The following is a 24,867-nucleotide window of genomic DNA, read 5'->3' as shown; positions in this document are numbered from 1 at the left end:
GCTAATGCTTCAAAAGAGAAAACTACTTATCTTTGATATAGAGAATCTTTTCAATTACAGTCAAATATAAAACAGACACGTATGCTCAATCTATTCAAAAAGAACAATTCTTATCCGAAAGAAACACAACCGGGAAATATCCATATCCAAGATGATCATCTTTTTTATGAAGATCATACCAATGAAGAGCGTGTTAATTTATCTATATTAAAATATGCTTACGTCGAAATTTTGGGTGAGGATCCATACCTATTTTTGTTCGACTACAGACAACACTACATTCCCATTCTGCAAAATGGTTTTTCTAAAATCTATCCACAACTATCTGAACGTTTTGGCTTTGACAATGCATTATTCTTTAAAATCATAAATAGCAAAAAGGAACAAAAACACCGTATTTGGATTGATAAAAAGGAAACAAATTATCAAATACTTACAGACCGACACAGCGACTATATTGATGGACTTGAAGTACAAACAACTCCCCCTCTATTTGTTTCTTGGGATACATCATACGAAGAATTCTTAAAACTGAATATTGGTCATTTGTACGAATCAGAGTTTGAAACGAGCTACTTTAAAATCGATTATCCTGTTCGAATAGGTTCTTTAGTTATAAATAATCTGGAGTTTTATTACGATGAAAACGATCGTCAAAATATTGCTGTTCAATCTTATTTTACAACATTATATGCTGACTCGAATAGCGATAAAAGTTATTACGAATTGCGTAAACTTTGGATGGAAGAAATTCCTACTGACATCGAAAATGCGGGATACGAACGGGACGATCAAAAATACCTAACATTTGATTTAGATGGCATAGGTTTGTCGATCTGTTATACTTATGATGTAGATAGTCAATATGATGACGGCGGAACATCATTATCGATTAATAATTATAGGGATTATTCGGAAGTAATTGCACGTGACACAATTGAATTAAACCCAGAAACGACAAAAATTCTATCGTTTGAAACCTGGTTAGATTTTCAGCCCGATTATAAAAATAATGCTAATGTTATCGCCGTACCACAATTATTGAATGAAAATACCCAATATCACAATGCCGTGTGGCTAGCAAATGATCACACATTTGGTTTTACGGGAGATCAATATGCTATTCAGTTTAATCGTACTGATATAAGTCAAATTATTGTACAAAATGTGTTACCTGCAAAAGGTGGTGGTTATGTCGAATTTTTTGTTCGATTAAAATCTGATGATTTAGTGGCAATTTATTACGGCGAACAAAATGCATTGGATGCCTATGTGCAACCTTTACAAGAGCTTTTGGGCATTGAAGTGCTAACACCTGAGCCTTATTACAATTGCTAATCGAGATTGAAATTTTACAGTTGAAGAAATTCCTTGAAATATGATTGCAAAATCACACAACAAATTGCTTTTCAAAAAAGTTCAGACAGCAAACAGTTTTACCCAACATGAAGGTACTTGAAAAGGACATAATAGCAATTTTCGCTAGACCTCGCTCCTCTTTATATAACTGTCCTTCAGATCATTTTGACTAAGTATGTGTTAGAACCAAATATTTCAATTTCTAAAATTTAATCAAAACGCAGACTTTATTAATAATAAGCTGGCTTTAATCGACAGGTTATAATAAGAGATTTCTCACATCATAAAATAAACTGTGCGAGCATCAGCTTTTATTTGAGCAGATTATAGCGACCGACTGATATCCACGACATTGAATATCTGATCGACATCATCGAGAATAATCGTAAAATCTGGATATCTATCCTTATCGGTATTTAGAGAATGTAAGGTAAGTATTCCTTTCTCAACATCATGATCGATAATTTCTTTGATAATGACACCTTCGTAGCGGTGGACAATAACCCAATAGCGATATTTATGGGTATGAAATTTAGATTGCCACAATTCTCTTTTTATCAAACGTCCAGTAACGATATCGCCATCCAAAACACTTGCATCCGTTCCATCTGTCATACTGTCGCCACTGACTTCAAAAGAACGATATATACCACGGTGGAACTCATTGACCGTAATAAAATGTGCAGGTAAATCATCCATATATTCAGAATCGGAAAAACCTGATAAATAACCCGCTTTTGCCTTCTCCGTCACTAATTTGGTTTGCATCAAATAGCGACCAGGGGAAACTTCAAAAAAGATATTATTTTTATTTTCATCCATGAATTTCACTTCATCCGAAAAATAACCGATGGATTTACCGTTGCCCACATGCATCATAGAAACAGAACCTGACTGAACAGCAAATTCACGCTTCTCACGTTCTCCACTATTATGCACCAACCAATCATAATTGACCTTCGGAAAGGCATTTTCTATGCGCGTCTTCATCGTAAGACCAATTGGATATTCGCCTTTTTTAATACGTGAATAGACTTGCTCTCTTACACCTAAAATAGCTGCAAATTCACGATTGGTCACCTTCATTTCCAATCGTAATACCTCAAAATTATTACTTAGGTATAATTCCATGATTTTCATAGTATTTAACAATTGTTACACAATAACATAACAACCTGAGACTAAGTTACACAATCTAGTTAACCTTAACAAATAATTTGCAATAAAAAACACATAAAACACTATATTTCAACAATTTAATTGTAAACAAAAAAGTTTATAATTTTCAATATTAGTGTTATAACAGCCTAATATTAATTGCAAAAAATCTTGCAAGTTTAACTTTAATGTTTAACTTTGTTTAACATTTGAAATTCCATTTAAATATTATAGCAATATATAAGTCAAAAATAAGATTATGAAAATAAAATCAGCATCACTAGCATTAGCCACACGACCTAATAATCTGCCCATCCGGCATCATGGATCACAATTCCAGTCCAGATCATCATCAAGTGTCCGATTATGACAGCTTTGTATTCCGCTAACTGAATTATAAAACGATTAACAATTAAAAACATGAACACATTATATCATTCTTTTATTATGAACTTTTTAACAGAAAATCATCCGGAAGTACTAAAAACGATCAATAAGATGTATGAACCTGATTTGTCCAAAATTCATGCGGTACTTGACTGCTACTGTGCTTTTGTGGGTATCAATCCTGTGCAGATCAGAGGTGAATATATCAACTATAAAGATATCCAACATCGCTATAAAGCCATATCGGTTGTATTAAGAATCTTTCAACCTGAAAAATTAGTATTATTAAAAACCAAGGTTAAAAGCTCCATTTATAAGGAAACTTTACCTTATTTAAATATCAGCAACGATACTTTACAAAAATCTATTATCTGCGCATGTAATCAATACGATCTCTACAGTGATTTTAAAAAACAAATCAAACAGATCGCAAATTATTATCTCATTCATAGCCGATTTAATAGTAACTAAATAAGTAATATCGTTATGTGGAATTACCTAATCAGAAATTGATTATAACAGCACGCCTCATACATAAAGTCTAATATGCATTTATTTCTAAAAATAAACCAGGAATTTAATCAGAAAAACCATTTACACTGCCCATACAGAAACCGCCTTCAAGAAATAATAAAAGACCATCTTATCAAACTGTAAGTGGTCTTTTTATTTTATGAAGCATAATTATTTAATCTTTTTCTTTAGCCAGCGGAACCAAAGAAATATCAGAATAATTAAGGCTGCGAAAAACCAGATAAAGAAGTGGTATTCCGGCTTACTTACCTGCTTTGACGAAACTTTTTTAAAAGCAACTCTTTGTTTTGCCGCATGGGATGCTTGTTTTTTTTCAGAGTAATTTATATCTTCTGTCCGATTTACTAATTGCATTGTATTGGATCGCTCGATTTCATGAATAATGACTTTTCCTTTACCCATTCGAACGTTTCCATTTTTTTCCAGCGTAATATCTTCTCCTTCAAATTCTGTTTTAGACTCACCATCTAACTTAGCAAATGATTGTACATTCGCTTTCCTTTTTATTTGAGTTTGGTGATTATACCGAAAATCTCCCTGCATTGTTGTGCCGGCTTCATACTTTTGTGATTCTACTACCTTCGATTTTTTCTTTAAGAGACCGCAGCTACTCACCAGTAACATGATGGCGGTCAATTTTAATATTTTTTTCATTTTTCATCCTCCTTAATTCAATCTGTAACTCGTTATAAAGCTTTTTGAGGTCATCGTATTCGATCTGTAACTTCGTTAATGTCTTTGCACAAAAAGCTTTTTCATCATTAACTAGCTCCAGTGCTTCATTCAATTCTTCAATTGCAGCACGCAACTGTTCAATGTTTTTCTCCAGATGATCTGCATAACTGGCCCATTTATCTATAACTTTACCTGCATTTTCAACATTGGTGGCTTCCACCTCTGCTTTTTGTTTTGGACGCCCAACGAGATAACCGCAGATTCCAGTAATCAACGGAGCTCCAAACCGCTCTAATAATTCTATCAATTCCATATACACTAACTAAAATATAAATCTGATTCTGCCTGTCTTCTGCGAATAAGACCAGGTAATATCTTCCCTCCAGCCTTATTCCATTTTAGAAATTCTTCAACAATACGAGTGTCTTCAGGATTGGTATTAATCTTCTTTAGCAATGTTGACTTTCCTAAATTAGTTGCGCCAAGATTGTAAGTAAAAGACACTAATGCATCGAATTGATTTTGATTTAATTTTTTCATTAACAATCGTTTAACGTCATTCTCATAATTGGATAGAATTTCTAAAAGCATAGCTTCTCCTTCTATCCTGGTTAATGGTGGATCATCCATCTTCACTTTTCGACGGTTAGGTAAGTAATAGGTAAATCCGTAGCCAATAGTCGCAATACCTATGGGATCCCTATAGGGAGTGCTATACCAACCTTCAAAATCTTTTATTAGTTGTAATCCTTTTTGTCCTATTTTCATAATTCAAGTATTTATGTTAAAAAAAGCCCTCCAACAGGAGAGCTCATAGATTCTATTTTTCAAAACAGAAATAAATCAAAAGTTATTGGCAACAATAGCCAAGAATTCATGATGAACACTTTAACTTTCTCAACCATAAGCTAACCACCTATATCTCCATCAGTTTGAAAAGTATTTAACAACCCTTCTACATCTTGGAAAACCCCATCAATATCTTCTTCATAAAGTACTTTTTTTGCTAAATAGTGAGCTACTTTTACAATTGCATTTGCCCCAAATCCCAGATCTTTATATTGTGCTGTGAGGGCGATTAAAAACTTCTCTTTCATGTTTGCCTTATCTAATTTGATTTATCTTACTACAAAAGTAATGGGCATACAGTATAAAAAGACTAGAAATATGGAGTATGTAAGCGGTATAGACAAGATACCGAAAATAATAAAACACGGTCTTCATAGATCATGCTGATACACAATAACTACTTACCTAACAGCAATATAGAGAGCCCAAGCTGCAATAAGACTGGTTTTAATCAATACACTTAATACCGTAAGTTTATGTAAACGAATAAAGCCATTCCTTATAGAATGGCTTTATTCGTTTACCGCAGATTTTAAGTCTTTTAAAATTTACACTATGTCTTGCTATATTTAATCGATAGCGATATCCTAGTCCGAAAATGCATCCAGCATATCGAATGTTGGAACAAAAAATAAAGTACCCGTTTTTGCAGTGCTAAAATCTAATATTCGATCATAATTACCTACAGGCATGCCGATAAACATATTGTTTAGCATCTTTTTTATCGTAATAAACGAGCTTGCGTAAGCAATAAAATAAGTCCCCATTTCATTGGTCCCTACTTTACCAAAAGGCATATTGTCTCGAACAATTTTAAGATCATCACCCACATTTGCAAGTGCTGAATGTGAATTCGAGGGTTTTACACCATCAGGCATCTCGATATCATCAGATTTCGACCTACCAACAACTTTTTCCTGTTCACTCACGGGCAAAGATTTCCATGCGGACATATTATGTAAATATTGCTGTACAAACAAATAACTACATCCTTTATAAGCGGGATCTTCATCACCTATAATTCCAAAAGTGGCCCTTTCTTGGCCATGCGGATTTTCGGTACCGTCTACGAATCCAAGAATACTGCGACTGTCCCAATATCTAAAACCATGCACTTCTTCTACGCAAACTGCTATATTTTGCAGCAGTGTGGAAATAACTGCTGCCGTATCGATACAATAACTATTTTCACTAGCTCTGACGTGAAAATGAAGATCTCCTCTTGTGGATACCGCTGTATGTTTACTCCCCGTAATTTGTTCAAAAACTTCAAACTCCTTAGGTAACGGCAAAGGTAAATCTAATTTAATCCAAGCTTCCAAACTGATACCCATGACCACGCTAGCTCCGGAATTTGGAAAGCGAACATTTCCAGAATTATTAAGATTAATGATAAGAGCACAGAGCTGTTTGAAGGTTTCTTTTACCTCAATACCACTCTTAATATTCCATACCATAAAAATGGTGTTGTTATTTGTATAATCTAATACATTTTGTGGATTAGTATCCATAAATTAAAGTCTTTATCAATTTTTATCATTAAGCGTTCTTGACCTAAGCGCTCATAGAAGTAATCACATGGTTCATTTTTGACAGAGCTATTGCTTTATGCAAATATACGGTAACCTCCGCCCTCCTTATTCCCCTATATTCAATTTTGGAGTTATATCAAATTTAAAGATAACCATTTTCTAGAGAAGGAAGTAAAAAGCAAGACCTATTGATATGGATTTCATTAAACTATGAATTAAATAGATCTACTTGTATGAATAAATATGCAAAACAAAAACAGTGAGACACTCGATCCTGTAAACCAATTTCAAACAGCAAAATTATATTTATAAACATAATTAGTGCATATTCGCTTGTATATTCACCACTTCTTTTATTTTATCTCTCAAATCTTGACCTTTTAAATCCTTAGCAATCACTTTTCCCTGGGGATCAAGTAAAAAGTTGCACGGTATAGTACTTATACCGTAGTTCAAGTAAACCTCGCCGTTACTAGCTTTAAGATCAGAAATCTGACTCCATATTAAACCATCTTCAATAATAGCATTTAGCCACTTATCTTTTTTACTATCTATAGAAACGCTCAAAATATCAAAATTAGCTCCCTTAAAATCATCATACAGCGCTAGTAAGTTAGGATGTTCTTGCCTACAGGGTAAACACCACGATGCCCAAAAATCTAACAATAAATACTTACCTCTGTAATTTGACAATTTAATATTTCTTCCAAACCTATCGTTCATTTCAAATTCAGGGGCAATAGATCCAATGCGAACCTTGTTTTTATTTAAAAAAGACTCTTTTGTTATTGCAGCCTTTGGCAATTGCAGTAGACTATCAGATAATAAATTAAATACCTCTTCCGCTAAATGATTGTATTTATTATTCCTGGCTATGTTGTTCACAAGATCTAGGCTGACATAGGAGTTAGAAAATTCTTTGGCAAATGCTAGTTGAACATCAAATTGTCTATAATAATTAGCTTCCAGTAAACTCCTATTCTTATTTACTAAAGCAGTATCTTTCCTTTCTTCTTCGCTAAAGTAATCTGGATCTTTTATTGAAAGTCGTTCTTTTTCCAAAAGAGCTAATCTTTCCTGTAATAGTTGAAACGTATTATTGACAGCAGTTCCACTTATACGCGCATTATTTAACGAATCCATACTTTGAACAGAAATTATTCCCTCTTCGAGGTATAAGCTTAACCGATCGTAAATAAAATCATAATTGTGCGTAGGGTTCTGATTCCGATATAAAGAAGCCCGAATAGGTATATTTCCTATAATTCCTTCAAACTTAAAACTATTATTCTTAACAAATGTGGAATCCAACATATATCGCCCTTCATTTCTATAGCTTAAATATATTATTTCTCCATCCAGTATTTGTTTTCCAGTACCCTGTATATCAAATTTTCGTTGTGAAAATAATGGTGTGACGATAGTGATGAAAACAAATATAATAGCAAGAATTTTCACTGCTCTTTTAAAAATCATAATCTAATGCTTAATATCTAAGGCAACATAAAATACCCTTCACCAAGATAATTATTACTGCTTTAATTAACAAATAATTACACATGAAGTAAAGGATATGATCCGCTACAAGTATTTGTATAGTGCGTTGATTTATAGAGGGTATTTTATGATAACATCTAACACAGGTGTTATCTATATGGAATATATTGCCAATAATCGGAATTAGTTTACACAAGATCACTAAACACCACACGTAGGAAAAACCTAGAGAAACATCGAATATTTACTATTGACTTCTGAAAAATTCATTTTCTTAAGCAGTTGACTGGTGGTATTATTTCCAATTTGGCATTGCGCAGTAATTTCTTTTACGTCCTCGCGTTCTTTAATCCCACTTTGATTTTTATTTTACAATAATAAACGACTGTTATACGTTTTTTGTATCACACGGAAATCTTATTTTATATCACACGGAAATCTTACTCTTATTGAGCATTCTTACTTTGATTAAAATAATTTTGAAGATGAAGCTCATCTAAGCATCTTTATGATCAACACTTAAGTTCATTTCTATGAAATAAGATTAATCTTTTTTTCCTACATCCCGCTGATTATCTTTTCTTGCATATCCAGCACTAAAGACCATTGCAAGCCCTGTCCCAATGAAAATAACCACCAATATAGATATAAACACTTTTACGAGTCCAGTATAATCTATCGGGAACCACTTCCAGATATAATTCAGGGCGACAAATCCCAATACGAGTAATGACGCTACAAATAGAAATGTAATGAGGTGTTTCATCGGCTAAAATTTATTTAAATACTCTTTTTTCTTCTGATCAAATTCTTCCTGCGTAATGATATTTTCGTCGAGCAGCAGTTTTAACTTCCTTAATTGCTCCATAGGATCTACACCCGCTACAGGCTGTGTAACTTCATCAATTGAATTACTAAATACTTTTCCTAAGCTCATACCTGCTCCCAATCCCACTCCTGCACCCGCTAAACCGCCTTCGTTTTTAGCAGCGTCACGCAACGCACGGAGTTTTTCCAACTCAACATAGGTAAGACCACCTTCAGTCGCCGCTTGGCTGTCAGCAGTAATATCAGCAATCTTTCCAATACGATCTTGAGTATCCTGATCAAAAGAATTACCCTCAATCCTGAAATCATGTAGCTGAACGCCGAATGTTTCTAGATCCTGTAGGAGCTGTTCTTTCATACCTCTAGACAAGCGATCAATCTCCGCATCTATCTCCGTAAAAGCTAATTTTTCTTTCGCAAAACTAGAAGTTAAGACTTGAAGAATTCGAGACTGCACGACTTCACGAAAAGACTCGGTAGTATAGTTATCCTGTGAACCGACATAGTTGGAAAAAAACTTCGCCGGATCTTTGAGTCGATACGAAAAATTACCATAAGCTGAGAGCTGAATAGGAATCTTATAATAGTCGTCAAAATACTTGATCGTTGAAGCTGTACCCCAGCCCTGATTCAGAACTTCAGCTTTACGATAATAGTAAAGTCCCATTTTATGCTCACTTTCAAACAACTGTGCGACTTTGAGCAGAGAAGTGATAAATGGATGATTATCTGTGCGGATGTTGTATACCCCGTCCTCGTCGATCACATCTGTAATCCTGCCTTCATAAACAAGAACACATCCCTGTCCCGGAGAAATAATCAATTTACTTGCATTTTTTATTTCGTCTGTAGCCGCCCGATACCGCCATATCAATACGTTTTGATCCTGTGGTTGCCATTCTATAACCGTGGCTATTTGCCTCTTAAAAAAATTAAATAGTCCCATGTTCTATCTTTTAAATATTTCGTCTCTGTCTATATCTTTCAGTACTGTACCATCATTAGCTATAATAATGATCCGATTGGAACTGGAAGCCCCCGATCTATCGTAATAGCTAAAAACAACTCCTCCAGTATAACCGTACATATCACTTTCAACAGCGTAATTATCACTTTTGGGTGCATAGGTCCAAATGATTTTCCCACTTTCGGTATCGATTTTCTGAATATAGGTATGACCTTCAGGATTGGCATCTGGCAATCCTGTAATATACAAACTCGTACTATCTTGGTATCCGATATCAGCTTTAAAATAAAGACGATCTGGTGTGAGATCAACAAATTTTGTAATCCGAGGTTCTTTCACCAATTTCTTTGTATATGGAAATGAACCGTAATAAATACCAGACTTCTTTGGATATTGATACACCTTCTGCCAACTCACTTGATAACTATAAGGAAGCATGATCGGATAACCGGAATTGTTTTTATACCAATATTTTATCAATTGGATTTTCTCTTCTGGATAATCACTGCTTTTTTCGGAAAATGTATAATAAACAGACGTTCTAGCACCTGGCAACAGGCTGGAAAGCCCTGTACCGGCCTCACGTCTCTGCATATGATCTTTATAGATTTTTCGAACTAAAGGGTAATAGTAGTATTCCTTCCCATCGTTGGTCATGATATTAAAACCATCTCCTTCCCGATCTTGTGTAAATTTTAAAGTAGCTATACCAGAAGAAAATTCAGGAACATCACCAAAAAAGGTATTCGTTACATCTATGACTTCATTTTTTGCCGGATCAATTTTATATACCTTATTGCTCTTATCAGCACAGATATAAAATCCACCATCGCTAAAAACCCGAGTTTGTATATAAAAATCATCTTTCCATCCTGGAAGTGGGATATCATTAACTATTTTCTCTTTTAATGGATCATAAAAACGTGCAAAATATTCAGCACCTTCCCGAGAAAAAGCATCTTTGCTACGATTAATAATAAAAAGAAACATCGGATTTTTACTATTATATGCTGTAAATGCTAAATATTCCTTGATTCGATCTACATATTCCTTTTTCTTAGGTGAATCGTCGGAAGAGACTAAAGTCGAAATACCTCCACTTTTGTTTCCACAGGTTCTGATGATACTGCTAAAAATTACAAAAAACAAAATGCCAGCTACAACAAAAAATAGATACTTTTTGGTTTTCGGATCTAGTCCATTAAATCTTCCGTCGCCGTATTGATGCTTTACATTAACGTTAATATCGTCATTATCCAAAAAGTACTCAGTGCCACAATTGTTGCAGATATAATGGTCTTCTTTAATATTCTGCTTCTTAACACTACCACAATGTGGACATTTTAACGCCTTAATTTGTTTTGCCATGTTCTCTATACAGATTATAATACTAAAAATATAAATAATATCTCATGTCTGTGAAATAATTATTCAAATTAAAGATTAGCTATTAAAATAACCAGAACAGTAGAGCGATTAAATCCTTTCTGATTTTTGATAGTTTCTTCCTTATCATTACAGTTTAAAGTTTAAACCAGTTTACATATGCGGTTTTTATGCGTTCTTACTTGGCTTTTGTTTCCATTCGCTGGTGCCAGAATGTTAATTCCTTAAAATAGGTTGTTTTAATTTGCTGGAAATACAGAAGCAACGTGTCATGATAACGTTAAATATAGCCTGATATCGGTTTATATAGGTGCAACATTTGAAGTTAAGCACCATCAGACAATAAAACAACTTAGATTTACCGCAAGATATAAATACCTCTTTTGTACCATAAGGCTACATGCTAGTATCCCGCTTTTAACAAAAGTCGTAACTGCGCCGTACTTGCACCACCCTTGCACCGTCCATACACAAGGAAAAGGACGGTGCACCTGCGGTGCAGGTACTGTGCAACTATGGGAGAAATTAAAAGCGTGTTAAAAGAAGGTACGAACAACGTTAAAAGAAGATCCGAATAATGGTATGCGCGATTTGGAGCATTTAAGGCGCTTCAGGACTATCATATACAGAATATAGTTGACGGGACCTCCGATTTAAAAATCTGTTGTGACAAATACTGCAATCAAGGGATTTAAGAATCTTTAATAACGACACTGGATCTGCAAATCCGTAAATCAAAAGATACAAATCAATCCGATTAAGTAGCTGCTATGATTTTCATAATTTTGTACATTTGATTATATAAATTAAAATTTTTAGAAAGACGGACGTTAGCAGTATCGATTATAACCTCAATAAAAAAAATGACATCAACAAACTAAATAATTAATATCGCATGAAGAAAAGAATACCATTAATTTCCTATTTTATAATTTGTATTATAAATATATCTTTTGCTCAAAATGAATGCAATTGTCAAATGGCATTAGAACGTTTAATAACCAAAATAGAAGTTGATTATCCAGGTTTTAAGCAAAAAACTGATGGAAAATTCGATTTATACAATAATCATAAAGCTTTAGTTATTGCAAAATCCGACACTACCACTAATATCAACTGTATCAAGGTGTTAAATGACTACGTGTCTTTTTTTAAAGACGAGCATATTTACATCGAAACAAGTATAAAAAATAAAAATGAAAACGAAAATTTGGGAGAATCAAAACCGAAAGAAAAAGAGGTAGATGGAAAGTTGTTAGCATCAAATGTTTTTTATATTAAAATCCAAAGTTTTAAATATGACAATATTACCCCTGTACAGGAGCTCATAAAACTAAATCAAAAGAAAATTGAAAAATCTAAGGCACTGATTATTGATATAAGAGATAATTTTGGTGGTACTGATGATGTTTATCAACCACTACTACCGTATATTTTAACAAATCCTTTGCGAATAATGAATGTCGAATTTTTGTCTACGAATACACTTATTAATGGCTTGCGAGATTATGCGATGCAAACCGTCCATAAAGACTCTTTAAAAGCAATTAGCCAAATTGAAGATGGACTAAAAGAATATAAAGATAATTTGGGCAAATTTATATTATATGATGGTAAAAAAGTGACGATTGATACGATAGCATTAAAATCAGAAGCACCTAAACAAATAATTATTTTAGCAAATAAAAATGTAGCAAGTGCCGGAGAGAATTTTTTATTTTCAGCACGTCAAAGTAAAAAGGTGAAAATTTTGGGAACACCTTCAATGGGAGTGTTGGATTATGGTTCGATAAGAGAGTTTAAGTTTGGTTGCGAGAATTATACACTATACCTACCAACTTATCGTTCAGCAAGACTTCCTCAATATCCAATTGACAACATAGGAATTCAGCCTGATGTGTATTTAGATGATACAGTTGGAGATTGGTTGAATTTTGCGCTGAATTATATAAATGAATAAGATGAATATTGGGAACAAAGGTTCTTTTTATCAGTTGGGTTGAAAAACAAAATTCATAGATCGCTTTTTTATACCTTAATTGATAATCTATAGCACACAACTTTTATTGCGGTTTTGGATAAAAGTTGTGTTACTATAAAACATCCACAATTTTGATTGCCTAAATCTTAACGTGGATTCTCCACTCCAGGTATCCCCAAAGTAATTGAGCAGGGTGATGATCATATTCTGATTGCTGTACGCATTTCTACACTGCAAGAAACAAGTACATCGTATTATTTAATAAAATACAATTCTTTTTTTGCTTCATGTTTGTATTATTTTAACTTCTTTAGGTGCTTTGATCACTGTTTTGATACGTCCATGTTCTTTCACATGCTTAACATATATCTGCCCATAAGGTGTTGGAAATGTTCCTTCTGCCCAATTAAGATCGCCTAAATTAGGTTTAACAGTATATGCCCTTCCACCTGGTTGCGCTACTTTAATTCCTAATACATGCTCAGATAACCACGCTGTTGGTCCTGAAGCCCAGCCATGTGCTAAGCTATGACGAAAACCTTTATAACAGTAAGCTCCAAAATCTGCATGTATATCCGATTTTCCTTCTGGTACAAGCTCATCAATACGACTGGCATTGGGCAACCAATCCATATTAAAATCTTCCCAGAATGTTGTCGCTCCTAGATCCAGCATAGCACCCCAATAGGTCGAGATAATTTCCATAGCCTCTTGATACTTTCCTGCTTTCGCCATTGCTTCGAGCATGTAATAACCGTAAAAGGTTGAAAAATTTTTCGCCCCTCCTATAGATAATACCTCCGTATACGCTTTTTTTGCATCGATTAATCCGACTAATGACATCAATGCAGCGGCTTGTTTTGAATGATGGAGTGGCGGAATATATTTTCGCATCTGCGCAACTGTTTCGTCACATCTATTTTTTGAACTATCATCACCTAATATCTGAAAGAGAGCCGATGCATTCTCCAATGATCTTATAGTTAGTGCTTGAAGACCTGCATGTACAGCTGCACTATCCTCACTTGATGGCCAATCTAAAAATCGAGCGCCATCCATCCGTTCTTTTCCATTAACAACCTTCCCAGTAATTTGCTCAACCAATCCTTGTAAATAAGGTTGCTGCTCCTTTAAATATCCTAAATTCCCATAATTCATATACCAATCATATTGCAAGATAATCCACCACATCGAATAACTACTATGTCCAGACATCCAATTGGGTAGCGGTGTCGATTCTCTCGCAAGATCTAAACTTCTGGGGACAACTTCGTTATACCCAAATACGGTATTGACAGTAGATACTTCAGGGTGAAGATCTCCTACCCAAACTAAACGATCCCTTTTTATACCATCCCATAAATAGTCTTGCATGTTAACGTGTACAGTGTATGCACCTACTTCCCATATTTTATTAAGTCTTTCATCACTGCTTTGAAAGCTCCCTAGATAGGGAACATCTCGAAAGGTAGCTACAGCCCTTACTTCTCGCAAATGTAATTCAGCATTAGGTTCTAAAAAATCAATACGTACAAATCTGAAACCAGATTCACCAGATCGATTGCGACCAAGCCACGGTACTTGCATCATAAAATCTCGTATTGCATGGTCATTAGTAGCACCTATAACGCCAATTTCGGACATTGCTTCACTAACCGATTCCCCGAAACGTATACGAACATTTTTCGGTAAATTATTGCCCCCCCACATGCCTGTGATGATTTCAACAGATGCATTCATCTGAATACCAAAGTCTAATAGTATGCTAGTCCCTATTTGATTATTTTCATTTTTAAATACAACAGTATTGGGGTTGTATAAATTTGCCTGACCATTACCTCTTTTTAATAAATTTGTAGCATGTATCACATTTCCCTCTTTCCATACGATACGAGTAGGATAAACATATGCAGATGTTAATGGGCTCACTTGATTAAACTTATCACTTAATTTATTTTGCGCATTGATCTCACAAAAGCAAAAAATAAGCATTAAGAAACTTAAAATAGCACGGTTTGAATTCATAATTGGATACTTATAAGTATTAAATGTATTAAATAAATAAGAGGCTACTATCCTGTACTTTCATGATGGACACATAAATTTCAACTACTTAAGACCAAAAAGTTTTTTTCTGTATTGGAGAATCTTTAGCACAAAACCAAAGCTTTATAAACTCTAATTAAAGCATAAAGGCATCCTTCACTTGTAGGTCTCACCACTATGGAATATTGCCAAGACATTATTAGCTTCAAGCATAAGCAAAAATAAGTGTCTATAGGAATGCTTGCCAAAGACCTGTAACTTACCCAACATATTTATTCTCATTCTCTCGTAAAAGCAGTTATTAAAAATATATTAACCATAATTGGCTTATATCTCTATGATGAGCTTATTTTCATAAATAAGATTTCTGTTTGAGGTAAAAACTATCTTCAAAAAAAGTTTCCACACACTAAACTTCTGATTATTTATTAGAACGGCCTTATAGAAAATAGGATTAAATTTATATATTTATTCTATCTAAATCATTTATTATAAAACCATTAACCAGTATGAAACGCAGAAAATTTCTTCAATCTTCACTAACTGCAGGTTTAGCAACAACTATAATTCCAGTAATAGGAGCCGATAATAATGCAACTGAGCAGGAAATATATGAATGGCGTGAATACGAAATACGATTCGGTTCTGACCAGCAACAACTAGACAATTATTTTAAATCTGCCCTTATTCCCGCACTGAATAAATATGGTGTAAAAGCAGTTGGTGTATTCAAAGAATTGGTTCCATCTGAGCCTGCCAAATTTTACTTATTAACCCCTTACTCTTCTCTTGACAATTACCTATCCGTCAATACAAAAGTAAAAATGGATGCAGATTACATTGAAAATAGCGCTACATATAACAGTATTCCCGAAGACAAAGCGCTATATGATCGTTTTAAATCTTCCTTAATGATTGCCTTCGAAGGTTGGCCTAAAATCACTATTCCATCCGATAAATCGCGGATATTTGAGCTAAGAACATATGAAGGCTACAGTGAAGATGCTGTAAAAAGAAAAATTAAAATGTTTCATGATGGCGAATTTCCTATCTTCAAAAGAGCAAAATTAAATCCGGTATTCTGTGGTGAAGTGATTGCAGGCGACAGGTTACCTCGTCTCACCTATTTGATCACCTGTAAGAATATGGAGGAACGTAATAAGGGATGGGTTGATTTCATTGCTGATCCTGAATGGAAAAAATTAGTGTCCGATCCTCAATATGCAAATACTATTTCTAAAATTAACAATACATTTTTAATACCCACAACTTACTCTCAGGTTTAAAAGCAAAATCTTATCTTTCTAAAATTCAATAATTTGATTCTACCACATTACTATCCCCATCCGCACATACATGAAAAATTTCCAGGAATAAGCATATGTAAATACGGAATCAACCAAATTTTTAAACAAACGAAAAATAAATTTGCATGGATTAATTAAATAATTAAATTTGATCAACCATATATGACAACATGAATATAGACCTTCCCGAAAATCAAGATTTTAAATTTATTATCACGAATTTATATACAAGACCTAAGTGGTTCTTTAGATTTACACAAGAGCACTGGTATAATAAGTATGCTTGGCTTCTACTTTACCTAGCGCTATTAGGAAGTCAATTTGGAAGAATATCCTCGGGTAAACTCAATATTGAAAGTTGGACAGAACTTTTCTTCAAAGTTATAATTTTTGGGTCGGGCATTAGCTTACTTTTTTACATAATGTTTGCTTACATCTTAGCTGGTACTGCAAGATGGCTAAAAGGTATAGCAAGTGCAGCAGATATTCTCCGCGTTATTGCCTATTCATCCATACCAGGGATAATCGTATTACTATTGTATATCATCGGATCTCTGATATATGGTATTTCCTTTTTCAGTATATCATTCTGGGTAAATAATGAAAGTTGGTCCCAAACAATCTTTAAAATATTTTTGATGACAATAAATGGATTTGTTGGCATAAATATCGCCATATTTATGGTCTTAGGAATAGCTACAGTTAATAACTTCAGTATATGGAAAGCTATTCTCAGCATGATTTTACCCGTGATCATATTGGTAGTTATTTTTGCTGTAATAGCATCCTTGCTTTAACAAAATCAATCACTTAATTCTTCGCAAACACTAAGAAAGAGATAATATCCAAAAATGATCCTGGAAAATGCATGATCCAAATTTGAAATCCAACTAAACCCAGAAACATATGCAAAACGATTAAAATAACGATTTAAAATATATTTATTATGAAATATCTCGCTGTGTATTTTTACATGATCTTTTTCTGTTCCTGTCTAACGAATAATCAAGAATATCAAAAAAATATAATTGATCTAAAAAAACTTGATTTTAACACCTTCAATACGGAAGATTTTTATAGAAATGCAAATAAAGACGAAAATTTAAAAATTTCAAATAATAATCAATATGTGGAAATTAGTGATTTTGACAATGGCTGGGTTGAATTTCAAATAAAAAAATCATCAGATAATAATATAGTAGCTAAATTTGACAGTATTAATTTTTCAACCCTTAATGCAATTGCTTCAAAAGACGGGAAATTGAAAATAATTAATGCAGAGACATATCTAAAACCTGAAAGATTAAATAAACTATATCTGAATATCAAAGGGGTATATGGCAAAGAAACAAAAACTGATTCTAGTGATTATAATAAATATGTGCATATATACACCTACACCTGGGACGTTAAAGACAGAATAATTAAATTGATTTCTATTTTTGATCCGAGAAGTTCTGAAAATCTTGAAAAAATAAACGCTAAAATCCCGGATCAGGATTCAAAAATCGTTAATGAAAGACCTAAAACCATACTATTTGTCTGTAACAAGGAAAGCTTAAAAGATGTGCTTAAATTAAATAATACCGACAATAATTGGGCAAAATTTAAGTAATAACGAATTCTGAAATTTCTTTATCAAGCTACTCTTAAGCGAAGTATGCTTTATAAAAATAAAATTGGTACTCAAAAATATCCTTACTCCATTAAACTTTTATCACGAACTTGTCTTTCTTCTGATACTTTGAATAAGTATTGATGATAAAATGGTAAGCTAAACTTTGATGCAAAAACAGAAATGCTATACCAAATTTTATAGTTCTTTCAATTATTGTTTTATAATAAAAATGGAATTTGTTATCTTTGTGGAAAGCTGATAAAAATAAGCTATAAATATTAATAACCCGCTCCTATAGCTCAGTCGGTTAGAGCGTCAGACTCATAATCTGCAGGTCACTGGTTCGAGCCCAGTTGGGAGCACTACTAAAAAAAATCCTCATCAAAAAATGAGGATTTTTCTTTTTTATAAAGCGTAATAAGTAAATAATCCTAAAAATTATCTCCATTAAACTCTGCGATATTTAGAATAATACAGGTCTTCTCATGGTTAATTATTTAAATACTTTCACCTTTAAGCAGTGACCAATTTCCAAAAATAAACTGTCGCAGAGAGACGGTAATCAAGTTTTCATCATTCAGAAGCGATTTCACATGAAGTAATAGCGACAACCTCAGTTTTTTCGTCTTTTAATTCTTTAACCATTAAATACCTCAATATACCCATAGCAACAATAGCATAACCCGCCAAGATGGCTAAACTTAAATGATCCACTGCCAGTGTTGAGGGGAAAAGCTGACTCATTAAAGTCATAAATGACAATCCGATTCCCGCTCCCAAAAAATAGCTTGTACTGGTTAAACTTGAAGCAACACCATAATGAACGGCCTCTACATCACGAATACCTAAAATTGATAAACTTGTAAAACAAATCGTCATTCCAATCCCTGAAATACATGCTGCCCCAAATAAAACAGTTTGTAGGGGATGATCTAAATAAATGGATACTAGTAAAGATAAAGCACCTAATAGCATAAAAGACCAGCCCAGGATACCCATTTGCGCAGGATAAAATTTTCGGCAAATATAAGGCAATATAAATTTAGCTACCAATGCAGACATAATACTGAAAGGAACCAGCATTAAACCTGCAGAAGCGGCGCTGTGATGCATATCTTTCTGAAGCATCAAAGAAATCAAAAATAAAAATCCTATAAAGAATGCGCCTAGTGTAAAAAACGCAAGATTTGAAGCCATTAATGATTTATACCTGAATAATTTGAGATCAATTAATGGCTGTGATACTGTTCTTAAACGATGGATCACAACACTCAGTAAAAGAATAGCTAACAGCAATGAACCAACTATTAATATTGGACTCTCTTTGATGTGTATGAGTTCATGTGTCCCATAGGTTAAACTTAAGAGTCCTAAGACAAGCAGTAATCCGGAAATACCGTCTGTCTTCTGAACATTTTGAGCCTTTTCATCTGTAGGTAAATAATAATATGCTAGAATTAATGTGATCAAAAGAATCGGTACATTAATCAGAAAAACCCAGTGCCAGCTTAAGTAGGTACTGATGAGCCCTCCCACTGATAATCCACTTCCCGATCCTATTGCTGCAAAAGAACTAAAAACTCCCAACGCACGGTTCCTTTCTTGGTTTTCGGTAAAAGTATTGGTGACAATTGATAAGGATGACGGCATAATAAAAGCAGCGCCAAGCCCTTGCAAAGCTCGGAATAAAGCCAGTACCTCAAAATTAGGTGAAAGCCCTGCTCCTAGTGAGGCTAACATAAAAATCATTCCCCCTAAAAGAAATAATTTTTTACGTCCTATCTCATCAGAAAGTTTACCTCCAATAATCAGAAAGCCTCCAAAAAACAACACATACAGGGTCTGTAACCACTGAACCTTTTCTGCTCCGATATTAAATTGCTCTTGAATAGAGGGAATAGTGAGATTAATAATTGCGATATCCAACGCTTCAACAAAAGTTCCTATCGATGCCAGTATTAATATTAAATTTCTCCTTGTTCCCATACCATTCAAATTTCCTGCAAAATTAAAATTATTGGAACATACTATAAAATTACTTCTTAAATTTGGAACAATTAATTAATTTAGATAAATTACAAAGAACAAATAAACTTTAAAAACTATTTAACCACCAAATATTAGAACAAATGCCCTCAGAAAATTATACTCTAGATGAAAAAGATCTTGCTATTCTGCGCTTATTACAAAAAGATGCCAAGCTTAGTGTGCGTGATCTTTCAGCACAGATCAATCTTAGCTCTACTCCAACACATGAACGAATTAAGCGCATGGAAAAATTGGGGATTATAAAAGAATACACCGCAGTATTAGATCGCAAAAAAGTTAATAAAGGAATGATGGTCATCTGTATGATTGCACTAAATGCCCACAATAAAAAAACAGCAACGAAATTTATAGAAGAAGTATGTAAATTGAATGAAGTTGTCGAATTTTACAACATCAGTGGTGATTTTGATTTTATGCTAAAAATATTGGCTCCAAATATGGATGAATTTCATGATTTTTTCGTTAATAAGCTATCTGAAATAGATGGTATCGGACAAACAAAAAGTATTTTTGTTATGAATAGTATTAAAGAGCGTACTCAGATTATCTATTAAAAGTCATTTGCATACGCACTAATTTTAGATAAAAATCTTTAAAATATCGTGTGCCATATGCGATAAGGTCATACCAAAAATATTTAGCAGTTCTATAAAATCTCAATTCCAAGTTCTCGGTATACCTGAAGCGCAGTATGATGAGGATCTGCCTCAGTAAGAATAGTATCCAGATCAGTCACAGGCCCTATACAAAAAGCTTCCGCTGTGCTGGTTTTTTCTATGGTAGACAATGCAACTGTTTTAAGAGCCTGTGCAATCATTATTTTTTTAATTTGTGCATCTTCATAATCTTTAGCTGTTATCCCAATGACATGGTGGATACTACATACGCCAAGGAAACAAATATCAGCTCGAACTGATTTCAATGTATTAATTGCATCTTCACCGATTGCGGTAAAAGAAACTTTACAGAGGCGGCCTCCGGCAAATATCACTTCAACGTTGGGATGATCTTCCAGTACACTAACTACCGGAAAACTATTGGTAACGACCGTTATTTTTAAATTTTTAGGCAGACAGGCTGCTAATGCCACAACAGAGGTCCCACCATCAAAAAATACCACATGCCCATCCCTTAAAAAGCTTAAGGCCTTTAAAGCAACAGCCTGCTTTTGTCCCAAATCGTATTTTTCACGATCCCTATAATGATGTGGACTAGGAGAATTAGCCAATGCCCCTCCTCTTACCTCTTTTAGAAGACCCTGAGATCCCAACACCTTAATATCGCGACGTACAGTATCTTCGGATACGTTTAATAGTATACTAAGCTGTTCGAGGCGAACTTTATTCTCCTTAGAAAGCTGCTTTAATATGAGCTGTAAACGTTCTTCTCTTACCATATCTCTTTATATTATATGCAAATATATAAAATAATACTTTGCAATATATTGCAAAGTATTGCAATATTTAGTATCTTTATTGCAAAACTTATTAAATATGAGAAAATCAATAGCTATTGATATGGACGGCGTCATCGCCGACACGGAACCCCATCTTATTGAATGGTACAAAAATGAAACGGGCATTTCTTTGACCCCTCAACTCATAAATGAATTAGGAGAAGATGCTGCTTTTGCTGATAAAACAGCACTGCACAAAGTACTTCATACCCAATCATTCTTTAGAACAGTACCTGTAATGGACAAAGCAGTAGAAAATGTCACATTATTAATGGAAGATTATGAGATTTTTATTGTTTCTGCAGCTATGGAATTTCCCTTGTCTTTGTATGAAAAGAGAGAATGGCTACAAGAACATTTCCCTTTTATTAGCTGGAAGAATATTATCTTCTGTGGTGATAAAAGTATCATCGATACAGATTATATGATCGATGATTATTGCAAAAATCTTGATTTCTGCAAGGGAAAAGCGCTAATGTTTAACGCCTACCACAATGCACATATCAATCATCATATCAGGATCAATCATTGGGATGAAGTGCCTAAACTGCTTAAAACACTCACTTATAGTACTGAAAATATACTGTAAAGTATATTTTCAGTTTTTGAATATCAATTAAAATTTAAGCGCTCAGCCCATTTTAATGAGGTTGGCAATACTACATTTGAAAATTCAATGTGTATTACACGCCTTTTCTTATTATTGACTGTTCTCTTCGAGCTATGTAGCAACAATGGCTTCATTAACATTACTCCACCTTGCTTAACAGAACAAGTCGTTTCAGTCTCAATATCCCAATTTATTTTTTCAGGTCGATAAATTCCCTTGACATGTGATTTAGGGATAACCTTTAAAGCGCCATTATTTTCATCGGTATCATCAAGATGAATTCTTATAGCTGTAATATTTTCTAATATGTCAATTGTCGGTTGCACTGCATATTGATTGTGTTTGGTTGTCCAAGGTCCAAAATTTTCAATTTCTATTTTCTTATCCACGGAAATAGTTAAATCTTGATGATAAGATACGTACCAGTTAGAAGTCTCAGGTTTATCAAAATAAATGCTCTTTACTACGAAAAAATTATTGCCGATCATTTTTTGCAAAAGTGACCTAAAATTATCAGTAAATATTAGTGAAATGGTTTCTGGAATTTCTTTCAGAAACTGTCTAATGGCAAATAAGTCCTTAGTTTTTCTGAATGTGTCTTTTGAAGTGTCAACTTTATTAATTGCATCAATAATATTATTTATTTCTTCTTTAGAATAGATATTGTTAATCACATTGAAACCATGATCTAAAAGATCTTGCCTATTTTTTTCAAGATCTTCCATATTACTAGCATTTTTCATTATTGAACTTTGAGATTACATAAACGCATAAAAAATTTTGCCAAATACAATTTACTAAAGATAATAAAAAACAATATCAAAGCTTTCTATTCTGGGTCTTTCGAATTTTGACCTTATACAATGAAAGCTAATAAGAAACTTTTCGATATCATATCTTAATTATTAAATAATGCACTACATCAAATTACTATTTTTTTAGTCACAATCACAGGGAGTAATAAGTTCAATTGTAGTAAAGCTTTTATTTAAATCTTGCTAGCAAAACTTGTAAAATCCAACATTCTTTTTGCTATAAGCTCAAACTCTTAAGCATTAATTTCATTTCTATAGGGATGATTAAAAAATGATCATTTTAATGAAACGTCGTTATTTATTTAAAAATCTACGGAAACTACTACGCATAAGTTAAGCTAAAAAATGCTATAATCCATTAGATTGTCACTGTTGGCATAAAGAGAAAGAGGTGATTGCTTAATTTCAGTGCAGTCTTTTTAACATGAGTTTTTCTGTCGGCAATCCTTCCTCGAAACCTTTAAAATAGGTCTTAAATCCTAACTTTTCTAATATTTTTTTTGAAGCCAGATTATGAGGATCAATAATTCCAATAATATCTAATTGGGGAAATAATCTATTTGCTGTATCTATTACCGCTTGACCAACAGCACATCCATAACCCTTCCCCCAAAACTCCTTATTTATGACATACCCGATTTCAAGGACGTTACAATCATTACTGCTATATGCTAACTTACAATATCCGATATACAGATTTCCGTTGTCAAATACTTTAAAATAACCCAGATCATCTTCATTACGATTGACTTCAAGTATCGCCTCAAACTTTTCCTTAACCTGAACTTCTGTCCAGCCTTTTCCAGTTATATATTTCATAATCTCATCATCAAGGAGTAGCGGTTTAAATAGATCAAAATCATCCGATGTATACTTAACAAGTGTTATATTCATTGCAGTTTTTTCGTAAAAAAAACATGATCTTAACTAAATTTGACACTAAAAACTTTAAAAATCCATTCAATAAAAATTAAAGCACTTATTTTTAAAGAATTAATAGGCGTTTCCTGAGTCTTTAGTGGTGAGAAATTAGTAATCAATATCGCTTTGAATACCAATATTAAAATTTGAAATGGACTAAAAAATTTTAGAAGCGAACTTCTTAAATAATGTGAAAAAACTCGCAGATAAATTTGAGAAATCACCAGACTTTCTGCGGGATCGACCATTTGTCGATGAATAGTAAAGAATGTATTTTACGAAATACTGAAGACATTATGGACTATAATAAGTACCACTTGATCCAATTTTTTTTATCCGAAAAATAATCCTTGATTTTGTATAGCGTTTATACTGTATGGTAATGAAAAGCATAAGCTAAATCAATTATTAAAAAAAGGATAACGAGCTAAAAAAGTAGGAGCAACATTTTTTAATTTCCTATTTATGGTCTTCCAAAGCTTTCTTCAACAATGAGGTAAATGTTATAAGTTCATTGGCTGAAAGATTTGACGAAAATTGCTTAGTTAAATTTTTTCTAAAGGTTTCAGAATTGTCAACAATGAATTTCCCGTTATCAGTTGCAGTTAAAATATAATTTCGCCTGTCTACCTCACTCTGTATTTGTTTTAGCAACTCATTTTGAATTAAAAACTTCAACTGCTTAGAAATAGCGGCTTGACTAACATTCAATGCTACTGCAATCTGTTTAGCAGTAGCATCTTTTTTTCGATACACAAACTCTATGATGTTATAATGGGTTGCTGTAATACCAATATAATCGCCCTTATTCATGTTCGCCAAAATGAAACATTGGAAGTCTGTAAATACAGTAAAAAATTCTTTTTCAATCTTTTTCATAAAAAAACACTTA

The 24,867-nt window shown here is 33.4% G+C and carries 25 protein-coding genes and 1 tRNA gene; 9 read left to right on the top strand and 17 right to left on the bottom strand.

Annotation, left to right across the window (positions count from 1 at the left end):
• The first annotated feature begins 81 nt into the window (after positions 1–81).
• Complete coding sequence (locus EDF66_RS07480) at positions 82–1,338, top strand: hypothetical protein (protein ID WP_132841670.1); 1,257 nt, start codon at positions 82–84, stop codon at positions 1,336–1,338.
• 345 nt (positions 1,339–1,683) lie between these two features.
• Here EDF66_RS07480 and EDF66_RS07475 read toward each other — a convergent pair whose 3' ends face one another.
• Positions 1,684–2,490 (bottom strand): helix-turn-helix domain-containing protein, encoded by an 807-nt coding sequence (locus tag EDF66_RS07475; protein WP_132771406.1) that lies wholly within the window; start codon positions 2,488–2,490, stop codon positions 1,684–1,686.
• Positions 2,491–2,816: 326 nt separating this feature from the next.
• A complete protein-coding gene (locus tag EDF66_RS26450; RefSeq protein WP_259194585.1) occupies positions 2,817–2,939 on the bottom strand; it encodes a hypothetical protein in 123 nt (40 codons plus the stop codon).
• Between EDF66_RS26450 and EDF66_RS07470 the strand changes: the two genes are divergently transcribed.
• A complete protein-coding gene (locus EDF66_RS07470; protein ID WP_132841668.1) occupies positions 2,938–3,375 on the top strand; it encodes a hypothetical protein in 438 nt (145 codons plus the stop codon). The genes EDF66_RS26450 and EDF66_RS07470 overlap by 2 nt on opposite strands.
• 213 nt (positions 3,376–3,588) lie before the next feature.
• Here the strand turns inward: EDF66_RS07470 and EDF66_RS07465 are convergent, their stop codons facing one another.
• The 9 genes from EDF66_RS07465 to EDF66_RS07425 form a co-directional block, all read right to left on the bottom strand.
• Positions 3,589–4,092, bottom strand: coding sequence for a hypothetical protein (locus tag EDF66_RS07465; RefSeq protein WP_132841667.1), 504 nt, complete (start codon positions 4,090–4,092; stop codon positions 3,589–3,591).
• Positions 4,046–4,426 carry a hypothetical protein gene (locus EDF66_RS07460; RefSeq protein ID WP_132841665.1) on the bottom strand — a complete coding sequence of 127 codons (381 nt, stop codon included), beginning with the start codon at positions 4,424–4,426 and terminating at the stop codon, positions 4,046–4,048. Before EDF66_RS07460 ends, EDF66_RS07465 begins: the two co-directional genes overlap by 47 nt.
• A gap of 5 nt (positions 4,427–4,431) precedes the next feature.
• On the bottom strand, positions 4,432–4,881 hold the full coding sequence (locus EDF66_RS07455; protein ID WP_132841663.1) for a lysozyme: 450 nt from the start codon (positions 4,879–4,881) through the stop codon (positions 4,432–4,434).
• A gap of 140 nt (positions 4,882–5,021) precedes the next feature.
• A complete protein-coding gene (locus tag EDF66_RS07450; RefSeq protein WP_132841662.1) occupies positions 5,022–5,210 on the bottom strand; it encodes a hypothetical protein in 189 nt (62 codons plus the stop codon).
• Between the two features lie 339 nt (positions 5,211–5,549).
• The gene (locus EDF66_RS07445) at positions 5,550–6,473 is read right to left on the bottom strand and encodes a Dyp-type peroxidase (protein ID WP_132841660.1); all 924 of its coding nucleotides are present in this window, start codon (positions 6,471–6,473) and stop codon (positions 5,550–5,552) included.
• Positions 6,474–6,812: 339 nt separating this feature from the next.
• Positions 6,813–7,970 (bottom strand): TlpA disulfide reductase family protein, encoded by a 1,158-nt coding sequence (locus tag EDF66_RS07440; RefSeq protein ID WP_132841658.1) that lies wholly within the window; start codon positions 7,968–7,970, stop codon positions 6,813–6,815.
• A gap of 565 nt (positions 7,971–8,535) precedes the next feature.
• Positions 8,536–8,757 carry a hypothetical protein gene (locus EDF66_RS07435; RefSeq protein ID WP_132771399.1) on the bottom strand — a complete coding sequence of 74 codons (222 nt, stop codon included), beginning with the start codon at positions 8,755–8,757 and terminating at the stop codon, positions 8,536–8,538.
• A gap of 3 nt (positions 8,758–8,760) precedes the next feature.
• Complete coding sequence (locus EDF66_RS07430; protein WP_132841656.1) at positions 8,761–9,765, bottom strand: SPFH domain-containing protein; 1,005 nt, start codon at positions 9,763–9,765, stop codon at positions 8,761–8,763.
• A gap of 3 nt (positions 9,766–9,768) precedes the next feature.
• Entirely contained in the window at positions 9,769–11,154 is a 1,386-nt protein-coding gene (locus tag EDF66_RS07425) for a TFIIB-type zinc ribbon-containing protein (RefSeq protein WP_132841655.1), read from the bottom strand.
• A gap of 913 nt (positions 11,155–12,067) precedes the next feature.
• On the opposite strand from EDF66_RS07425, the gene EDF66_RS07420 reads away from it, so the two are divergent.
• Entirely contained in the window at positions 12,068–13,132 is a 1,065-nt protein-coding gene (locus EDF66_RS07420; protein ID WP_132841653.1) for a S41 family peptidase, read from the top strand.
• Positions 13,133–13,438: 306 nt separating this feature from the next.
• Here EDF66_RS07420 and EDF66_RS07415 read toward each other — a convergent pair whose 3' ends face one another.
• On the bottom strand, positions 13,439–15,178 hold the full coding sequence (locus tag EDF66_RS07415; protein WP_243655448.1) for an alpha-L-rhamnosidase C-terminal domain-containing protein: 1,740 nt from the start codon (positions 15,176–15,178) through the stop codon (positions 13,439–13,441).
• Positions 15,179–15,708: 530 nt separating this feature from the next.
• Here EDF66_RS07415 and EDF66_RS07410 point away from each other — a divergent pair.
• The 4 genes from EDF66_RS07410 (at position 15,709) to EDF66_RS07395 (ending at position 18,486) form a co-directional block, all read left to right on the top strand.
• On the top strand, positions 15,709–16,485 hold the full coding sequence (locus EDF66_RS07410) for an NIPSNAP family protein (protein WP_132841651.1): 777 nt from the start codon (positions 15,709–15,711) through the stop codon (positions 16,483–16,485).
• A 191-nt stretch (positions 16,486–16,676) separates the two neighbouring features.
• Positions 16,677–17,303: a YIP1 family protein gene (locus EDF66_RS07405; protein ID WP_021188918.1), complete on the top strand. Its 627-nt coding sequence runs from the start codon at positions 16,677–16,679 to the stop codon at positions 17,301–17,303.
• 332 nt (positions 17,304–17,635) lie between these two features.
• On the top strand, positions 17,636–18,121 hold the full coding sequence (locus EDF66_RS07400) for a hypothetical protein (RefSeq protein ID WP_132841649.1): 486 nt from the start codon (positions 17,636–17,638) through the stop codon (positions 18,119–18,121).
• Positions 18,122–18,412: 291 nt separating this feature from the next.
• A tRNA-Ile gene (locus EDF66_RS07395) sits at positions 18,413–18,486 on the top strand.
• Positions 18,487–18,697: 211 nt separating this feature from the next.
• Here EDF66_RS07395 and EDF66_RS07390 read toward each other — a convergent pair.
• Positions 18,698–20,110: an MFS transporter gene (locus EDF66_RS07390; protein WP_132771393.1), complete on the bottom strand. Its 1,413-nt coding sequence runs from the start codon at positions 20,108–20,110 to the stop codon at positions 18,698–18,700.
• 143 nt (positions 20,111–20,253) lie between these two features.
• Here EDF66_RS07390 and EDF66_RS07385 point away from each other — a divergent pair, with 143 nt between their 5' ends.
• Complete coding sequence (locus EDF66_RS07385) at positions 20,254–20,727, top strand: Lrp/AsnC family transcriptional regulator (RefSeq protein WP_132841647.1); 474 nt, start codon at positions 20,254–20,256, stop codon at positions 20,725–20,727.
• Positions 20,728–20,819: 92 nt separating this feature from the next.
• Here EDF66_RS07385 and EDF66_RS07380 read toward each other — a convergent pair whose 3' ends face one another.
• Positions 20,820–21,569, bottom strand: a complete 750-nt coding sequence (locus tag EDF66_RS07380) for a DeoR/GlpR family DNA-binding transcription regulator (protein ID WP_132771392.1) — start codon at positions 21,567–21,569, stop codon at positions 20,820–20,822.
• A gap of 97 nt (positions 21,570–21,666) precedes the next feature.
• Here EDF66_RS07380 and EDF66_RS07375 point away from each other — a divergent pair, with 97 nt between their 5' ends.
• The gene (locus tag EDF66_RS07375; RefSeq protein ID WP_132841645.1) at positions 21,667–22,218 is read left to right on the top strand and encodes a 5' nucleotidase, NT5C type; all 552 of its coding nucleotides are present in this window, start codon (positions 21,667–21,669) and stop codon (positions 22,216–22,218) included.
• A gap of 23 nt (positions 22,219–22,241) precedes the next feature.
• On the opposite strand, the gene EDF66_RS07370 is transcribed toward EDF66_RS07375, so the two are convergent.
• From EDF66_RS07370 to EDF66_RS07360, 3 genes are all read right to left on the bottom strand, one after another.
• Positions 22,242–22,964, bottom strand: a complete 723-nt coding sequence (locus EDF66_RS07370) for a phytanoyl-CoA dioxygenase family protein (protein WP_132841643.1) — start codon at positions 22,962–22,964, stop codon at positions 22,242–22,244.
• A gap of 495 nt (positions 22,965–23,459) precedes the next feature.
• Positions 23,460–23,948 (bottom strand): GNAT family N-acetyltransferase, encoded by a 489-nt coding sequence (locus EDF66_RS07365; RefSeq protein WP_132771390.1) that lies wholly within the window; start codon positions 23,946–23,948, stop codon positions 23,460–23,462.
• Positions 23,949–24,434: 486 nt separating this feature from the next.
• Positions 24,435–24,854: a MarR family winged helix-turn-helix transcriptional regulator gene (locus EDF66_RS07360; protein ID WP_132771389.1), complete on the bottom strand. Its 420-nt coding sequence runs from the start codon at positions 24,852–24,854 to the stop codon at positions 24,435–24,437.
• Between the last annotated feature and the right edge of the window lie 13 nt (positions 24,855–24,867).

This window comes from Sphingobacterium sp. JUb20, from assembly GCF_004342035.1.
Lineage (GTDB): Bacteria > Bacteroidota > Bacteroidia > Sphingobacteriales > Sphingobacteriaceae > Sphingobacterium > Sphingobacterium anhuiense.
The sequence above is the reverse complement of the archived record's forward strand: the minus strand, read 5'-3'. Positions and strand labels throughout refer to the sequence as shown.

What these genes read in the sequence shown, in the direction of transcription:
- EDF66_RS07480 (WP_132841670.1), top strand. Translation starts at nt 82, where the DNA reads ATGCTCAATCTATTCAAAAAGAACAATTCTTATCCGAAAGAAACACAA.
- EDF66_RS07475 (WP_132771406.1), bottom strand. Translation starts at nt 2,490, where the DNA reads ATGGAATTATACCTAAGTAATAATTTTGAGGTATTACGATTGGAAATG.
- EDF66_RS07470 (WP_132841668.1), top strand. Translation starts at nt 2,938, where the DNA reads ATGAACACATTATATCATTCTTTTATTATGAACTTTTTAACAGAAAAT.
- EDF66_RS26450 (WP_259194585.1), bottom strand. Translation starts at nt 2,939, where the DNA reads ATGTTTTTAATTGTTAATCGTTTTATAATTCAGTTAGCGGAATACAAA.
- EDF66_RS07465 (WP_132841667.1), bottom strand. Translation starts at nt 4,092, where the DNA reads ATGAAAAAAATATTAAAATTGACCGCCATCATGTTACTGGTGAGTAGC.
- EDF66_RS07460 (WP_132841665.1), bottom strand. Translation starts at nt 4,426, where the DNA reads ATGGAATTGATAGAATTATTAGAGCGGTTTGGAGCTCCGTTGATTACT.
- EDF66_RS07455 (WP_132841663.1), bottom strand. Translation starts at nt 4,881, where the DNA reads ATGAAAATAGGACAAAAAGGATTACAACTAATAAAAGATTTTGAAGGT.
- EDF66_RS07450 (WP_132841662.1), bottom strand. Translation starts at nt 5,210, where the DNA reads ATGAAAGAGAAGTTTTTAATCGCCCTCACAGCACAATATAAAGATCTG.
- EDF66_RS07445 (WP_132841660.1), bottom strand. Translation starts at nt 6,473, where the DNA reads ATGGATACTAATCCACAAAATGTATTAGATTATACAAATAACAACACC.
- EDF66_RS07440 (WP_132841658.1), bottom strand. Translation starts at nt 7,970, where the DNA reads ATGATTTTTAAAAGAGCAGTGAAAATTCTTGCTATTATATTTGTTTTC.
- EDF66_RS07435 (WP_132771399.1), bottom strand. Translation starts at nt 8,757, where the DNA reads ATGAAACACCTCATTACATTTCTATTTGTAGCGTCATTACTCGTATTG.
- EDF66_RS07430 (WP_132841656.1), bottom strand. Translation starts at nt 9,765, where the DNA reads ATGGGACTATTTAATTTTTTTAAGAGGCAAATAGCCACGGTTATAGAA.
- EDF66_RS07425 (WP_132841655.1), bottom strand. Translation starts at nt 11,154, where the DNA reads ATGGCAAAACAAATTAAGGCGTTAAAATGTCCACATTGTGGTAGTGTT.
- EDF66_RS07420 (WP_132841653.1), top strand. Translation starts at nt 12,068, where the DNA reads ATGAAGAAAAGAATACCATTAATTTCCTATTTTATAATTTGTATTATA.
- EDF66_RS07415 (WP_243655448.1), bottom strand. Translation starts at nt 15,178, where the DNA reads ATGAATTCAAACCGTGCTATTTTAAGTTTCTTAATGCTTATTTTTTGC.
- EDF66_RS07410 (WP_132841651.1), top strand. Translation starts at nt 15,709, where the DNA reads ATGAAACGCAGAAAATTTCTTCAATCTTCACTAACTGCAGGTTTAGCA.
- EDF66_RS07405 (WP_021188918.1), top strand. Translation starts at nt 16,677, where the DNA reads ATGAATATAGACCTTCCCGAAAATCAAGATTTTAAATTTATTATCACG.
- EDF66_RS07390 (WP_132771393.1), bottom strand. Translation starts at nt 20,110, where the DNA reads ATGGGAACAAGGAGAAATTTAATATTAATACTGGCATCGATAGGAACT.
- EDF66_RS07385 (WP_132841647.1), top strand. Translation starts at nt 20,254, where the DNA reads ATGCCCTCAGAAAATTATACTCTAGATGAAAAAGATCTTGCTATTCTG.
- EDF66_RS07380 (WP_132771392.1), bottom strand. Translation starts at nt 21,569, where the DNA reads ATGGTAAGAGAAGAACGTTTACAGCTCATATTAAAGCAGCTTTCTAAG.
- EDF66_RS07375 (WP_132841645.1), top strand. Translation starts at nt 21,667, where the DNA reads ATGAGAAAATCAATAGCTATTGATATGGACGGCGTCATCGCCGACACG.
- EDF66_RS07370 (WP_132841643.1), bottom strand. Translation starts at nt 22,964, where the DNA reads ATGGAAGATCTTGAAAAAAATAGGCAAGATCTTTTAGATCATGGTTTC.
- EDF66_RS07365 (WP_132771390.1), bottom strand. Translation starts at nt 23,948, where the DNA reads ATGAATATAACACTTGTTAAGTATACATCGGATGATTTTGATCTATTT.
- EDF66_RS07360 (WP_132771389.1), bottom strand. Translation starts at nt 24,854, where the DNA reads ATGAAAAAGATTGAAAAAGAATTTTTTACTGTATTTACAGACTTCCAA.